This is a genomic window from Algoriphagus zhangzhouensis (assembly GCF_900148515.1).
GTDB lineage: Bacteria > Bacteroidota > Bacteroidia > Cytophagales > Cyclobacteriaceae > Algoriphagus > Algoriphagus zhangzhouensis.
The window spans coordinates 105078-118712 of the sequence record NZ_FRXN01000002.1; the positions used below are offsets into that span (position 1 = coordinate 105078).

13 protein-coding genes are annotated in these 13635 nt (G+C 40.0%); 5 read left to right on the forward strand and 8 right to left on the reverse strand.

The features are described 5' to 3' along the window. Positions 1-10 precede the first annotated feature (10 nt). Positions 11-1180 carry a PQQ-dependent sugar dehydrogenase gene (locus BUF13_RS06415; RefSeq protein ID WP_073570959.1) on the forward strand — a complete coding sequence of 390 codons (1170 nt, stop codon included), beginning with the start codon at positions 11-13 and terminating at the stop codon, positions 1178-1180. Positions 1181-1213: 33 nt separating this feature from the next. Here BUF13_RS06415 and BUF13_RS06420 read toward each other — a convergent pair whose 3' ends face one another. The 3 genes from BUF13_RS06420 to BUF13_RS06430 form a co-directional block, all read right to left on the reverse strand. After that, positions 1214-2269 carry an NAD(P)H-dependent glycerol-3-phosphate dehydrogenase gene (locus BUF13_RS06420; RefSeq protein WP_073571695.1) on the reverse strand — a complete coding sequence of 352 codons (1056 nt, stop codon included), beginning with the start codon at positions 2267-2269 and terminating at the stop codon, positions 1214-1216. Then, complete coding sequence (locus BUF13_RS06425; RefSeq protein ID WP_073570960.1) at positions 2247-3944, reverse strand: 1-acyl-sn-glycerol-3-phosphate acyltransferase; 1698 nt, start codon at positions 3942-3944, stop codon at positions 2247-2249. The genes BUF13_RS06420 and BUF13_RS06425 overlap by 23 nt, the downstream gene beginning before the upstream one ends. A gap of 84 nt (positions 3945-4028) precedes the next feature. Beyond that, the gene (locus BUF13_RS06430) at positions 4029-4511 is read right to left on the reverse strand and encodes a DUF4199 domain-containing protein (protein WP_073570961.1); all 483 of its coding nucleotides are present in this window, start codon (positions 4509-4511) and stop codon (positions 4029-4031) included. 144 nt (positions 4512-4655) lie between these two features. Between BUF13_RS06430 and BUF13_RS06435 the strand changes: the two genes are divergently transcribed. The 3 genes from BUF13_RS06435 (at position 4656) to BUF13_RS06445 (ending at position 7210) form a co-directional block, all read left to right on the forward strand. Continuing rightward, complete coding sequence (locus tag BUF13_RS06435; RefSeq protein WP_073570962.1) at positions 4656-5630, forward strand: polyprenyl synthetase family protein; 975 nt, start codon at positions 4656-4658, stop codon at positions 5628-5630. A 65-nt stretch (positions 5631-5695) separates the two neighbouring features. Next, positions 5696-6643: a Fic family protein gene (locus BUF13_RS06440; protein ID WP_073570963.1), complete on the forward strand. Its 948-nt coding sequence runs from the start codon at positions 5696-5698 to the stop codon at positions 6641-6643. A gap of 18 nt (positions 6644-6661) precedes the next feature. After that, on the forward strand, positions 6662-7210 hold the full coding sequence (locus BUF13_RS06445; protein ID WP_073570964.1) for a hypothetical protein: 549 nt from the start codon (positions 6662-6664) through the stop codon (positions 7208-7210). On the opposite strand, the gene thrC is transcribed toward BUF13_RS06445, so the two are convergent. Genes thrC through thrA form a run of 3 tightly spaced genes read right to left on the reverse strand, consistent with a single transcriptional unit; the run spans position 7211 to position 11892 of the window. Further along, positions 7211-8509, reverse strand: coding sequence for a threonine synthase (thrC, locus tag BUF13_RS06450; protein WP_073570965.1), 1299 nt, complete (start codon positions 8507-8509; stop codon positions 7211-7213). A 6-nt stretch (positions 8510-8515) separates the two neighbouring features. Then, positions 8516-9445 carry a homoserine kinase gene (locus BUF13_RS06455; RefSeq protein ID WP_073570966.1) on the reverse strand — a complete coding sequence of 310 codons (930 nt, stop codon included), beginning with the start codon at positions 9443-9445 and terminating at the stop codon, positions 8516-8518. After that, positions 9445-11892: a bifunctional aspartate kinase/homoserine dehydrogenase I gene (gene thrA / locus BUF13_RS06460; RefSeq protein WP_073570967.1), complete on the reverse strand. Its 2448-nt coding sequence runs from the start codon at positions 11890-11892 to the stop codon at positions 9445-9447. Before thrA ends, BUF13_RS06455 begins: the two co-directional genes overlap by 1 nt. 403 nt (positions 11893-12295) lie before the next feature. Here thrA and BUF13_RS06465 point away from each other — a divergent pair, with 403 nt between their 5' ends. Next, positions 12296-12718 carry an META domain-containing protein gene (locus tag BUF13_RS06465; RefSeq protein ID WP_073570968.1) on the forward strand — a complete coding sequence of 141 codons (423 nt, stop codon included), beginning with the start codon at positions 12296-12298 and terminating at the stop codon, positions 12716-12718. On the opposite strand, the gene BUF13_RS06470 is transcribed toward BUF13_RS06465, so the two are convergent. Together BUF13_RS06470 and BUF13_RS06475 are read right to left on the reverse strand one after the other, a co-directional pair. Continuing rightward, on the reverse strand, positions 12715-13170 hold the full coding sequence (locus BUF13_RS06470; protein WP_073570969.1) for a hypothetical protein: 456 nt from the start codon (positions 13168-13170) through the stop codon (positions 12715-12717). The two genes, BUF13_RS06465 and BUF13_RS06470, sit on opposite strands and share 4 nt — an antisense overlap. Before the next feature lie 6 nt (positions 13171-13176). Next, the gene (locus BUF13_RS06475) at positions 13177-13632 is read right to left on the reverse strand and encodes a nuclear transport factor 2 family protein (RefSeq protein WP_073570970.1); all 456 of its coding nucleotides are present in this window, start codon (positions 13630-13632) and stop codon (positions 13177-13179) included. Positions 13633-13635: the final 3 nt, after the last annotated feature.

The window sequence follows — 13635 nt, forward strand, 5'->3', positions numbered from 1 at the left end:
TCATCAACTTATGAAACTTTATCATTCCATTTTAGGGATCGCCGCGTTTTCAGGTGCGATTTTTCTGAATTCATGCGAATCCAAAACCGAGACTGAAGTCGTTGTAGAAGAGCCAATTGACGATACTTTCGCAGTCACTACCGAAAAAATGAAAATCAAGGTAGACACTTTGTACACTGGGTTTGAGCACCCATGGGGTATGACTTGGCTTCCTGACGGTAAATTGTTAGTAACCGAAAAAGAAGGCGACATTCTTGTATTTGAAAACGACAAATTCACCGGTACCAAAATCGAAGGCCTACCAACTGTTTATAAGGAAGGTCAATCTGGGCTTTTGGATATCGAAGCTCACCCTGATTATTCATCTAATGGCTGGATTTATATTTCTTACGGAAAAGCCAAAGAAGATGAAAAGTCTGCTACTACCATTGCAAGATTTAAACTGGATGGAAGCAAAGCTGTAGAATTGGAAGAGCTTTGGGAAGCAACTCCAGCTTGGAAAGGCGGAAATCACTTCGGTTCAAGAATTGTCTTCGACAAAGATAACTACATGTATTTCTCCAGTGGGGATCGTTTTGACACCAAAATGAATGCTCAAACTTTGGAAAATGCACATGGCAAAATTCACAGATTGAAAGACGATGGAAGTGTACCTGAGGACAACCCATTTGTCAATGAGCCAAATGCAGTAAAATCAATCTGGGTTTTGGGAAATAGAAACCCTCAAGGTCTGGTTTATGATGCAGCAAACGACAGAGTTTGGGAATCAGAGCATGGCCCAATGGGCGGAGATGAGCTAAACTTGATCGAAAAAGGCAAAAACTATGGTTGGCCAGTAATCACGTACGGAACCAACTATGATGGATCTACCATCACAGAGATCACGGAGAAAGAAGGTATGGAGCAGCCAGTTTCCTACTATGTTCCATCTATCGCTACTGCTGGTATTGCAATCGTAACTTCTGACAAATACCCAGCTTGGAAAGGAGATATTCTAATAGGAGCTCTTGCGAAAATGCATATCAACCGTGTGGATATGGATGGAGACAAAGCACTTTCTCAAGAAATCATGCTTCAAGATATCGGAAGAGTAAGACAAATCAGTGAAAGTCCTGACGGATACCTTTATGCCATCACGGAAGGAACTGGATTACTTGTCAAACTAATCCCAATCCCATAAAAAATTAAAGCTCTCCAAATCGGAGAGCTTTTTTTATACAAAGTCTACATCGACATTGAATGGATACTTCATCAGGAATTGAAGGGCATCCTCGATTTCCAGATCTTCAAAAAGAACCCGGTACAGGTTTTCAGTAATTGGAGCCCTTAAATCAGAAGTCTCCAAAAACGCCTTGATAATTCGCACTGTATTGATCCCTTCAGCTACTTCTTCCATTTCAGCTTGAATCTGGGTAAGCGTTTCTCCTTTTGCCAATCTATAGCCTACGGTGAAGTTTCTGGAATCAACTGAATTACAAGTGGCAACTAAATCGCCAATCCCCGCCAGACCGATTACAGATCGAACTCCTCCGCCCAAAGCATTGCTTAAGTGAACCATCTCTACCATACCTCTAGAGATCAACAATCCTCTTGCATTTTCTCCCAAGCCCAATCCTGCCAAGGCTCCAGAGGCGATTGCTATGATGTTTTTTAATACTCCACTTAGCTCTACTCCAATAATATCAGAGTTGCCATAAACTTGGAATTTATCAGATCGAAGCAATCGCTGCCCCTCTAAAATCACCTCATTGTATTTACTAGCGACCACAGTTGCCGCTGGCTGACCTTTGATAAGTTCTTTGGATAAGTTAGGCCCTGCTAAGCAGCCAACTCTCACAACTACTGTTTCCTTTTGGATCACCTCACTCATAGTCAAAACCTGACTCCTTTTGATCTTTGTAATCGAGCTTAAATCTTTCCCTTTTGGTAGATCGAGGCAAAGACCTTTCGTTCCGTGAATAATCAGATGATAAGGATGGAGAAATGGCGCGAAATTTCTAACCACTTCTTGGAATCCACTGGAAGGAACTACAAAAAATAAAACTTCACACTGCTCACATATTTGCTCAGGATCGAATGTCGCAACGATAGATTCATGGAGTTTTCTCCCTTGAGTCTCATGCTTTTCGTTGATTTCTTCTACCACTTCAGGCTTTCGGGCATAAACCACCACTTTGCTTTTCTCAGCAAGCATATTGGCTATGGCAGTCCCAAAGCTACCAACTCCAACGACTCCGACTTTTTTATTAGAAGAGTTTTTCGAGTCCATACCCATGTAATCTGTTATGATAAAAATATAATAAACTCATATCCTCAGTGACGATATAGCCATCCTTATTTCGGATCAAAGGCCTTTTTGCATGGTACATTCCCACATTGCTTAATCCGTGAGCGATGATCTCATCCATACTGCGCTTCATATGAGGAGCAATATTGATTTGACATTCTTTTTTCAGTTCCAAAATCCGATCATAGACCATTTGACAAGAAGCTTTAAATTCATCATATGGCAGGAATATATCTTCCTCCGGCAAACGAATCAGGTCAAACAAATCCAGTTTTTGATTCATGGATTTGATCATCTCAAAAGCTGTAAAAGCAACCAAATGCGATGAGAATACGCGGTTGATCTTATGGAACTCCTCCACGATTCTTTTTCCCAATAGATTGGAATACTCTTCTTCACGTTGGGAATCCACACTTACCGCTCCATTGGAAATGAAATAATCTTCTGTCTCAATGATTCGATCTTTTTTATCCAAGCTATTCCCATTTTCATCCACATAATTCCCGAGGACATCCATCGCTTTCCCTACGGAAACAGAAATGTCAGATCCTTTGGTAAAGAACTTCACCAAGAACTTAGAGATTTTATAGGAAGTAGAGAACTCATCATTCTCTTTATAATATCTCTCTTGACCAGTGATACTCAAATAATCCCGAATCAAACTAGGAGCTTCCAGCACAAAATGGTAATTGATAGTAACAGGAACGATAAAAACTTTCCCTGACACATCCTTTATTCCTTTTTGATAATTGGCTCTTTGCGCTTCAATAGCGGTACTCAGCAGTCCCAATTTCAATTTGGATTCGATCATCCCACTTCTACTTCTGGTACCCCCAGGGAAAAATAAAGAATGACAACCAAATTGAATGGCCTCCTTGGAGTAGGTTTTCAAGGTCTCCAAATACATCAAATTCTTCTTTCTTCTATCCACTTTGTACGCTCCTAGAGCATCCATAAAGTAGGCGAAAATAGAGATGTTGAATAGGTTCAGCCCAGCTCCATAGATAAATGGAGGTAAACCCAAAACTGAAATAGTCCAGCCAATCAAAATACTATCCAAATTGGAGAAATGGGTAGGAACCATCACAACTGTTCCCTTGGTTGCTAAATCACGTAACTGATCCGTTTCTCCCGTAATCTGAATCTTATCCTGCAGGGAATATTGATTACTGAAAATGGAACGAAATCCTTTTACCCTAGCCGCATTCAACAACCTTGAAAAGCCGAAGGAAACGACACTACGGGTAAACTTATAATGATGGTGTTTGAAATTACTGGCGATTTCTTCAGAATATCTGGAAGTGATTCTTTGCAACACCTCTTGATATTCTTTCAGTCTATCAGCTTTGGATAGCTTAGACTCAGAATTCACATGGAGTAAAGATTCTTTTACTTTATTCCAAAAACTGGATTCATCATCGGGGTCAACCACCCAAGGATTTTGCTTGACCCTTAATTTTTCTCGATAGAGCGTTGTTTCCAACTCCTCCTTCAAAATATCAGGATTGTGATTGGTTAAATTCAGGATTCTCTCCTGAGACTTATCTGAAACTTTTTTGATGAATTCTTTTCGTTCCCTTGCCAGTTTTACCACAGGCCATTCATCCTTGCTGGGCAGAATGGGGTCGTACCTATGTTTGATATATTTCTCCTCCAAGTGGATTGCTGGTTTGATCGAATAAAGATCAAAGATAAGGAATTAGTATTTCCTGAATAAGAATTTTACATACAGGGTCGGGGGCTACTTTGATTTTGACTTTACAAAAATCGCTACGATTAAAGAGGTGACCAATCCCATTACCAAAGCTCCGATTACGGATTGAATCATGTAGCTATTGATATTAAAATAGGCTTCAGCATCCGATTGAGTCATTTTCCCAGAAGAGACTGCATATTCAATCACATTTGGAAAATAACCAGGAGTAATAACGGTCGAGGTAATATATTGAGCCAATGGACTTAAAACAGTAACAATCACAGTAATGATCAAACCTGAGATCACTCCTTGCTTGTATGACATGACTCCAGAATAAAAATTCTTCTTCTTGTCCAAAAGAGCGAACACATAGACCAAGATCGCAGGAATCGCAAAAAAATTGGTATAGGTAGCGTGATCAGCGATTTTTTCATCATGCCAGCCCATGGATTTTTCAAAAAACATCCAAGCCAGCATACTAAGTGTGAAGATTAAAGCCCACTTAATTTCAATTTTAATATTTTTCATAGTGCAAGATTTTGGGTGATGGATTAATTGCTATTTCAAAATACAAAAAATACCAATTGAATTAAATCTGGTTTTTCTAAGGTATACTCATGGAAAACCTTGTCCATCAGCTAAAGGGTATTATTTTTACGGCTTCAAATCCTAATGAAACCAGACCTCAAGAAAATACAAGTCCCGATTGAGTCCGAAATGCATGTTTTCGAACAGAAATTTCGGGATTTCATGAAAAGCAAGGTCAAGCTTCTTGACCATGTAACTAACTACATTGTAAAACGCAAAGGGAAGCAAATGCGCCCTATGTTCGTTTTCTTGAGTGCCGGGGTTTTTGGGCCTATCAATGACTCTACCCATCGAGGTGCTGCCTTGATCGAACTATTGCACACCGCTAGTTTGGTACATGATGACGTGGTGGATGATGCCAATTACAGACGTGGGTTTTTCTCAGTCAATGCCCTTTGGAAAAACAAAATCGCAGTTTTAGTAGGTGATTATCTTTTAGCACGAGGCTTATTACTTAGTGTGGATCACGGAGATTTCCATTTATTGAGAATCGTTTCTAATGCAGTGAAGGAAATGTCAGAAGGCGAACTTCTTCAAAGCTATAAAGCTAGAAAACTGGATGTAGATGAGGAGATTTATTATGACATCATCCGCCAAAAGACTGCTAGCTTAATTGCATCTTGCTGCGCTGTTGGTGCTGCGAGCGTACAAACCGATGAAGCCATTGTCGAAAGAATGAGAACCTTTGGAGAAAAGGTCGGAATGGCCTTCCAGATCAAAGACGACTTGTTTGACTATGGGGATGAAGAAATCGGTAAACCTGTTGGCATTGATATCAAGGAAAAGAAAATGACCTTGCCTTTGATCTATGCACTTCGTAATGCCGATTGGATGGAAAAAAAGCAAATCATTCATCTGATCAGAAACAAATCCAACAACAAAAAAGCTGTCAATCAAGTCATTGACTTTGTAAAGAAAAGTGGCGGATTGGAGTATGCGAAAGAGAAGATGAATGAATTCTACCAGGAATCCTTGGCTATTCTAAAAGAATTCCCAGAATCAGAATTCAGAACCTCATTGGCTGCTTTGGTTAGCTATTCTATTGAAAGGAAGAAATAAACATTTCATTTTCTCTTCATTTTTTAAAAAGACATTACATTTGATAGTATCAAATGATACTATCAATGAAGCCTCCATATGATATTACATCCGAAATTTTATCCTTGGTTGGAAAGATCTCTGAAAAAATCGGGGAAGCAAATGCCCTCCTTTTAACCAAGCCTTCTCCCAAACTAAGGAAGCAAAACCAAATAAAGACGATTCAATCCTCTCTTCAGATCGAGGGAAACACCTTGAGTGAAGATCAGATTACTGCTCTTATAGAAAACAAAAGAGTCATCGGTCCTGAAAAAGAAGTTTTGGAGGTACTCAATGCAATCAAAGTCTACGAAAAATTAAATTCTTTCAGGCCAACTTCGGAAAAATCATTTTTATCAGCTCATCAACTTTTGATGAAAGATTTGGTAGCATCACCTGGAAGCTATAGAACGAAAGGCGTTGGTGTAGTGAAGGGATCACAGGTTGCACATTTAGCTCCTTCTGCAGAAATGGTGCCTGGCCTAATGAAAGACCTATTCAACTACCTAAAAAAAGACCCGGACCTAAATCTGATCAAAAGTTGTGTTTTTCATTACGAAATGGAATTTATCCACCCCTTTTTGGATGGAAACGGCCGGATGGGAAGACTATGGCAAACTGTTATTCTAAAGGAAAAAAATCCGATTTTTGAATCCTTACCTTTTGAAACATTGATCAGTAAAACCCAATCAGAATATTACAAAGCTTTGGCAGAAAGTGATAAATCAGGTAAATCAACCCAATTTATTGAATATATGCTTCGAATTATAGATCAGTCATTGGGTGAATTGGTAAATACCCAAGCAAAACCCATCAGCCCAGAAAATAGAATTTCGCACTTTCTATCATTGGGAAAAGGAAAATTCACCCGAAAGGAATACATGGAAGTATTTAAAACCATTTCTTCTGCAACCGCAAGCAGGGACCTCAAAAAAGCGGTTGAAGAGGGAGTCCTCAAAACTGAAGGAAATGGTAATCAAACAAAATATTTTTAATTCAATTATCTGAACTTTATGTCTAGATTTTTAATAGTTCTAATTCCAATTCTTTCAATAATCACTTTTCATGGAATCTTTTGGTGGCTAGATATCACATTAAAAAACAGAGGTCTTAAAAATCAAAACCAAGATCAGAATTACGGAAAAGACTTTTCTATTCTTTACGACAATATTCTAAAAAACAAATCCAAACACAGAACACAATACCTAAGTGCTTTCAGTGCAATCATTTTCTGCTTAATATCATTTATTGGTATAAGTGTTTGGCTAATGTTCGATTTAGACGATCACAAATGTGTATTATTTGAAAACTACCTTGAACAAAATGTAAATAGTAAAATTGATTCAATTTACATTGATTATCAAAACCACTCAATTAAGACTCTAAAATTGAAAAACCAAGAGTCAAACTCTAGCATTCTAATTTATAGACCTGATTTATATGGCTTTTTACAAAAAGGCGATAGTATCGTCAAACTTAAAACCTCTCCAAACATCCAAGTATTTCGTGAAGAAAACTTCTTTAACTTTGAAGTTTTGAAAAAGGAATTTTGCCAAGAGTAATTAAGGCAGATTCTTCAAAAACCCCTTAAACTCCTCAAATCCTTTTCCCATCGGGATCACATCCTTTTCTCCTTCCAGAAAAGCCGCCAATCTCTCCGGCAACACCAATTCTTCTCCCAAAGCTTCCTCCACCACATCTCTGAATTTTCCCGGATGAGCAGTTTCTAAAAAGACTCCTACATAGCCTGGATTTCCATCCATAAAAGCCTTCAATCCCAAATAACCTACAGCTCCATGAGGATCTAAGGTATATCCATTTGGCTTTACAGACTGAATCGCCTTCACTGTTTCCTGATCATCATAAAAATAGCCTTTGACTTTTTCACGGAATAGGGCTCCATCATTTCCATACAAAGCCAGAAGCCTTGGGAAATTACTAGGATTCCCTACATCCATGGAATTGGAAACGGTCTGAATAGATGGCTTAGCCAAAAATTCTTCACCTTTCAAATAGTCAGGCACTACCTTATTGACATTGGTTGCCGCTACAAATTGGTCGATAGGCAAGCCCATTCTTTGCGCCAAAATCCCAGCTCCAATATTTCCGAAATTCCCACTTGGGACAGAGAAAACAACCTTTTTGCCATTTTTAGGCAATCTAGAATAGGCATAGAAATAGTACAGACACTGAGGAATCCATCTGGCAATATTGATTGAATTCGCAGAAGTCAAAAGCAATTTTTCATTCAACTCAGGATCCAAAAAGGCCTTTTTCACTAAAGTTTGGCAATCGTCAAATACACCATCAACTTCTAAGGCCGTGATGTTTTGACCTAGGGTTGTGAATTGCTTTTCCTGAAGCAAGCTGACTTTCCCTTTTGGAAAAAGGATAATAACCTCGACACCTTCAACTCCCAAAAAGCCATTAGCAACAGCGCTTCCGGTATCTCCGGAAGTAGCAACCAAAACCCTTACTTTTTGATCAGAATCTGTCAAAAGCAAACTCATTAATTTGGAGCAAAAACGCGCTCCAAAATCTTTGAATGCCAATGTAGGACCATGAAACAGTTCCAAACTATAAACATCATCTTCCACCTGAACCAATGGTGCGTCAAAAGTCAAAGTATGACCCACCAACTCTTTGATTTGCCCATCAGTCAAATCCTCAGAAAACAGACTTCCAATCACCAAATAGCCAATCTCCTGAAAACTCATGGAAGAGAGACTTTCAATTTGATCTTGGGAAAGAGTAGGAATTCTTTCTGGCATATAAAGGCCATTATCAGGGGCCAATCCCTTGATAACTGCCTCTGACAAAGAAACCTTTTGATCTGGATTTTGGGTACTGTAATACTTCATGGCTTTTTATTCTATGATGTAGCCACCACGAGTATTGATGGCAGAGAAAAACACGTCTACTCCTAAACCTATGCTTTGATATACTTCTTCAGCGGCATCTGCAATCGCCTGTGCCTTTTCTTCTCCTTTAGAAAGGCAGAAAAGGGTTGGGCCACTGCCTGAAATCCCCATTCCCAAAGCTCCTTTAGCCTTTACAGCTTCCCTTACTTCATTAAACCCTGGGATCAGGATCGAACGGTAAGGTTCGGCAATTACATCTCTCAGAGATCTGGAAATCAAATCAAAATCCTCCTCATAAAGCCCCGCCACCAATCCAGCAACATTCCCAGACTGGATAGTTGAGTGTTTCAAAGGAATAGAATCCCTCAAAACGGATCTGGAATCAGCCGTTTTCAATTCAAAATGAGGATGCAACAGCGTGCAATACAAGCCTTTCGGAACATGCAATTTGATCACATCCAAAGGATGATAATCTCGGATCAGAACGAAGCCTCCCATTAAACTGGGAGCAACATTATCTGCATGACCAGCTCCGCAAGCAGCTTTTTCAGCAGCGATTGCAAAGGGAAGCAATTCTTTCTTTTCAAAAGGATTTCCCAAAAACTCATTCGCAGCAACCAAGGCAGCAGCTGCACTTGCTGCGCTTGATCCCATACCTGAACCTAATGGTAAACCTTTTTCCAAATGGATTGCCATCCCAATCTCCACATTCAAGTGGTCGAGCATAGCTTGAATAGCTACCGAACAGGTATTTTTCTCCACTTCCTTGGGAAGTTTCCCTTCGTCTCCGGTTATAGAAACAACTTCTAAACCTGGGCTATCTTTTTCCTCCAAGCGTACCCAATCGCCCATTCCCTCGATGGCAAATCCCAAGATATCAAATCCGCAGGAAACATTGGCGACAGTTGCCGGAGCAAAAGCTTTAACAGACTTCATTATTCACGGGTATAGTTACCGATACGAATCACATCAGCAAATACACCGGCAGCAGTTACATCTGCTCCCGCACCAGGCCCTCTGATAATCATAGGGCGGTCCAAATAACGCTCTGTGGTCAACAAAATCATATTGTCACTTCCACTCAAACTGCTGAATGGGTGTTCATTTGGAAGGGAATTCAATCCCACTTTCGCTTTTCCATTTTCAAGAGTTGCCATAAATCGCAACTTCTCTCCTTTGGCTTCAGCAGCTTTCAAAAGGTCTGAAAACTCAATGTCATGGGTTTTCAACTTTTCAAAAAACTCATCTACAGAAGCAGCATCCTGACAATCTTCCGGCACCATACTTTGGATGGTAATATCATCGAATTCCAAAGTTTGCTCGGCTTCTCTTCCCAAAATCAAGATCTTTCTTGCCACGTCCATTCCGCTTAAATCATCTCTTGGATCTGGTTCTGTAAATCCTTTTTCTTTAGCAACTCTCACCACTTCGGAGAAAGGGTCGCCTTTTTCCAGTTCAGAGAAAATAAAGTTCATGGACCCACTCAGAACCGCCTCAATTCGGATCACACGATCACCCGAAAGCATTAAATCCTGAAGGGTATTGATCACAGGGAGACCTGCGGCCACATTGGTTTCATACAAGAACTTCACTCCACGCTTCTTGGCCAATTTTCTTAGGTAGCCATATTCCTCCATGGAACCGGAATTCGCCTTTTTGTTTGGAGTTACGATTGCAACTTTCGCTTCCAAAATTCGGGAATAGGCATCCGAAACAGTCTGACTAGCAGTACAATCCACAAAAACCGAGTTGGAGAAGTTCATCTCCTCCATGGTTTTGATGAATTTTTCCAAATCCATATTTTCGTCTGATTCGCTCAGCTCATATGGATTTTTTAAATCAAACCCATCCTCATGGAAAGCCATATATCGGCTGTTTGCCAAGCCGTGAATCTGGATATCCAACTCACTGCTATCACGAAGCTTCATCTGCTGGTTTGCTATCATCTTGATCAGGGCTTTCCCGATCAAGCCAACTCCCACCAAGAATACGTGAAGAACCTTGTTTTCCGAAAGAAAGAATGCCTCGTGCAAGGCATTCAAGGCCTTTTGTAAATCCGCCTGAGGGATTACCGCAGAAATATTCAATTCCGAACTTCCCTGAGCAATCGCCGCAACGTTGATGTTATTTCTACCCAAGGCACGGAACATTCGTCCTGAAGCACCTGGGTTTTGCTTCATATTTTCACCTACCACAGCAATGGTTGAGAATCCATGCATTAAGTAGACTTCATCCATTTCGCCTGACTTGATCTCGTAGAAAAATTCTTTTTCAACAACCTCTTTGGCCAGATAAGCTTCTGCAGTTTTGATCGCCAAGCAGATACTATGCTCAGAAGATGCTTGGGAAATCAAAACGATATTAACTTTGGCCTCAGACAAAGCTTTGAAAACTCGGCTTCCGGCAGTTCCATCCAAAAGTGCCGCTCCCTGAACAGTCACGATTGAAATATTGGACATGGAAGAAATCCCTTTGATTAAGGCGCCACTAGTGACTTCTCCATTAATCATGGTTCCAGGATTTGCAGGCTCAAATGTATTCTTGATATAGATCGGAATACTTTTCTTCATCGCCGGCTGCATGGTTGCCGGGAATATCACTTTTGCACCAAAGTGAGAAAGCTCCATCGCCTCATTATAGCTCAATTGAGGAATGGTAAATGCGGTATAAACCAACTTAGGATCTGAAGTCAAAACCCCAGAAACATCAGTCCAAATTTCCAAATCATCGGCTCCCAAAGCCCCTGCAAAGATTGCAGCTGTATAATCAGAACCAGATCTTCCTAAAGTGGTAGTTTCCCCTTTGACAGTGGATGCTATAAAACCAGTAATGATTTTAATTCCATCATGCTGCAAGAAGTAGTCCTTTATCAATTGGTTAGTCACCTCAAAATCAACCCTGGCCTGACCAAATCTATCATTGGTTCTGATCACATCTCTCGCATCCAAGAATTGAGTTTTCAATCCTTTTGCAGCAAAAGCTTCTGCTAAAATGAAAGTTGAAAGTCTCTCCCCGAAGCTAACTACATAGTCAAGGGTTCTGGCAGAGTTTTCTTTAATCAAGAAAATCCCATGAAACAAATCCTCAAGCTCATTGAAACGAACCTTCACAAAAGTCATCACGGTGGACTGGTTTTGGACAGCAATCAGCTGACGAACCATATCCAAATGCTTCTCTTCCAAAGTTTGAAGCATATCTCTATAGGCTTGATCACCTTCTCTAGCTAGACGAGCAATCGTCAATAAGCTTTCCGTGACTCCCCCAAAGGCGGAAAATACAACAGCTACTTCTTGCTGTTTTAATTTGTCTTGAATGATTGCAAAAACCTTTCGGATGTTGTCTGGGTTCGCTACGGATGAACCTCCAAACTTGATGATTTTCATAAGAAACTGTTCTGATGATTTGTAATGTAAAATGCCTAAAAAGGCCTAGGGGCGGGTACTAATAATTCATGACGGGATTACCCCGTAATGGTGGTCATTCGGGTAGACATGGTAAAAAAAGCAGAGATACCTCCGCAAAGGACTTGCGGGGTGTTTGGATAAAAAATATGTTTTGCTGCACCAACCATGATCTTGGAATTGACTGCACAATCTTACTGAGGAATTTCCTTTAAGCCAAATAATCCTTCATGGATTTTCCAGTTTTGAATAAAAGCAGGTTGAAAAATATAAAAAACGCAATTTTAAGCATCAAAAAATACAAATCATTATTTCTTAAATTAGGTTTTATCAAAATAAAATTTCATAAATTTAAACCATACATTAATTTTAAAATGAATTCTTTATGAAATACCTCAAAATTCTTTCGCCGTTATTTTTCTTGATAATTTTCAATAGTTGTGGTAGTGTTTCAAACATTAATCCCTTCGCCTTACTTTCTAAAAACCCATGGGCCCTATCATCTTTGATGGGATCAGGTCTGGACCTCAACAAATTTACAGGCGGACTCCCCTCTTTAAGCTTCCTAGATGGAGGAAAATTGGCGGGGTATTCAGGATGTAATGATTTCTCTGGTTCTTTTCAATTGGAAGGAACAGGAATTCAATTGGATCCAGGAGCGATCACAAAAAAAGCCTGCCCTGGTAATGGAGAGCAGACCTTTTTAGATGCTATTGCTAAAGTCAGAGACTTTAAGGTCAGCAAAGACAAACTCACCTTGCTTCAAGGAGCTGAGGAGATCATGACTTTGGTACCAAAAAAAGATTAAACCAATGAATTGATTGGTTGAGGCTTTCCTCTAAACGGGATAGTCTCTCCTTCTTTCTTGCCGATTAACAATTGTCCAAGGGGAGAATTTCTACTCAACAAAAAATACTTCTGTCCCTCCAATTCCAACTGGCCCAAACTCACAGAAATTAGGAACCAATCCGCTCCCAAATTCACCAATGTACCTTCTTGAATTACACCTGAATTGGATTTGATTGCCTGAACTCGATAGAGCTCATCTAAATCAGCTTGGTTCTTCTCCAATTGAGTCTCGACCTGCTTAAGGTCTTGGGTGAGCATTTCTCTACTGGTTTCAAACTTATCTCCAGCACTGCTTTTGGTATCTTCTAATATCCCTTCAGAAATCGCTTTTCTTTCTTCCTTAAGAAGCTGGATATTTTCTTTCACCTTGCCAATTGCAAGTTGAAAAAGCTTTTCTTTCGTACTATCCATGGGAATTTAACAACCCTCTTTTCTCCGGGTATCGATGATATAAACGATTTTCCAGCCTTCTGGTAGCTTCACTAATTGAAAGCTGTTAACACCACAATGGCTAAACTTGTCATTCACATAAAACTCATATGGAGTCCAAGCGGCAGCCATGTCTCCATCCACTTTGATTTGATAATCAAGGATTCTTTCATCCAATTGAACATCTGGCCCTGTAGAACCAACTCTTGATGCAAAATCAGAAACTGCATTACTGCCAATTCTAGTGCCTTTTTCATCAGAAATCACAGTCTGCATCAAGGCATCTGGCGTGAAAGCAGCAGATACCTGCTCGCCACTTTTAGCCCGCATCCCATCAAAAAGGGACATAATCACAGCTTTGACATCTTCCTCAGCCGTAGATTGAGCCCAAGAAAATTGGTTCATCAAAGCCATTGCAACAAGTAATAAAATTGACTTTTTCATAAA

Excerpts from the sequence above, each read along its gene's own strand:
- BUF13_RS06430 (WP_073570961.1), bottom strand. The coding sequence starts at position 4,511 with ATGAAAAATATTAAAATTGAAATTAAGTGGGCTTTAATCTTCACACTT.
- thrA (WP_073570967.1), bottom strand. The coding sequence starts at position 11,892 with ATGAAAATCATCAAGTTTGGAGGTTCATCCGTAGCGAACCCAGACAAC.
- BUF13_RS06415 (WP_073570959.1), top strand. The coding sequence starts at position 11 with ATGAAACTTTATCATTCCATTTTAGGGATCGCCGCGTTTTCAGGTGCG.
- BUF13_RS06440 (WP_073570963.1), top strand. The coding sequence starts at position 5,696 with ATGAAGCCTCCATATGATATTACATCCGAAATTTTATCCTTGGTTGGA.
- BUF13_RS06445 (WP_073570964.1), top strand. The coding sequence starts at position 6,662 with ATGTCTAGATTTTTAATAGTTCTAATTCCAATTCTTTCAATAATCACT.
- thrC (WP_073570965.1), bottom strand. The coding sequence starts at position 8,509 with ATGAAGTATTACAGTACCCAAAATCCAGATCAAAAGGTTTCTTTGTCA.
- BUF13_RS06470 (WP_073570969.1), bottom strand. The coding sequence starts at position 13,170 with ATGGATAGTACGAAAGAAAAGCTTTTTCAACTTGCAATTGGCAAGGTG.
- BUF13_RS06420 (WP_073571695.1), bottom strand. The coding sequence starts at position 2,269 with ATGGACTCGAAAAACTCTTCTAATAAAAAAGTCGGAGTCGTTGGAGTT.
- BUF13_RS06475 (WP_073570970.1), bottom strand. The coding sequence starts at position 13,632 with ATGAAAAAGTCAATTTTATTACTTGTTGCAATGGCTTTGATGAACCAA.
- BUF13_RS06465 (WP_073570968.1), top strand. The coding sequence starts at position 12,296 with ATGAAATACCTCAAAATTCTTTCGCCGTTATTTTTCTTGATAATTTTC.
- BUF13_RS06455 (WP_073570966.1), bottom strand. The coding sequence starts at position 9,445 with ATGAAGTCTGTTAAAGCTTTTGCTCCGGCAACTGTCGCCAATGTTTCC.
- BUF13_RS06435 (WP_073570962.1), top strand. The coding sequence starts at position 4,656 with ATGAAACCAGACCTCAAGAAAATACAAGTCCCGATTGAGTCCGAAATG.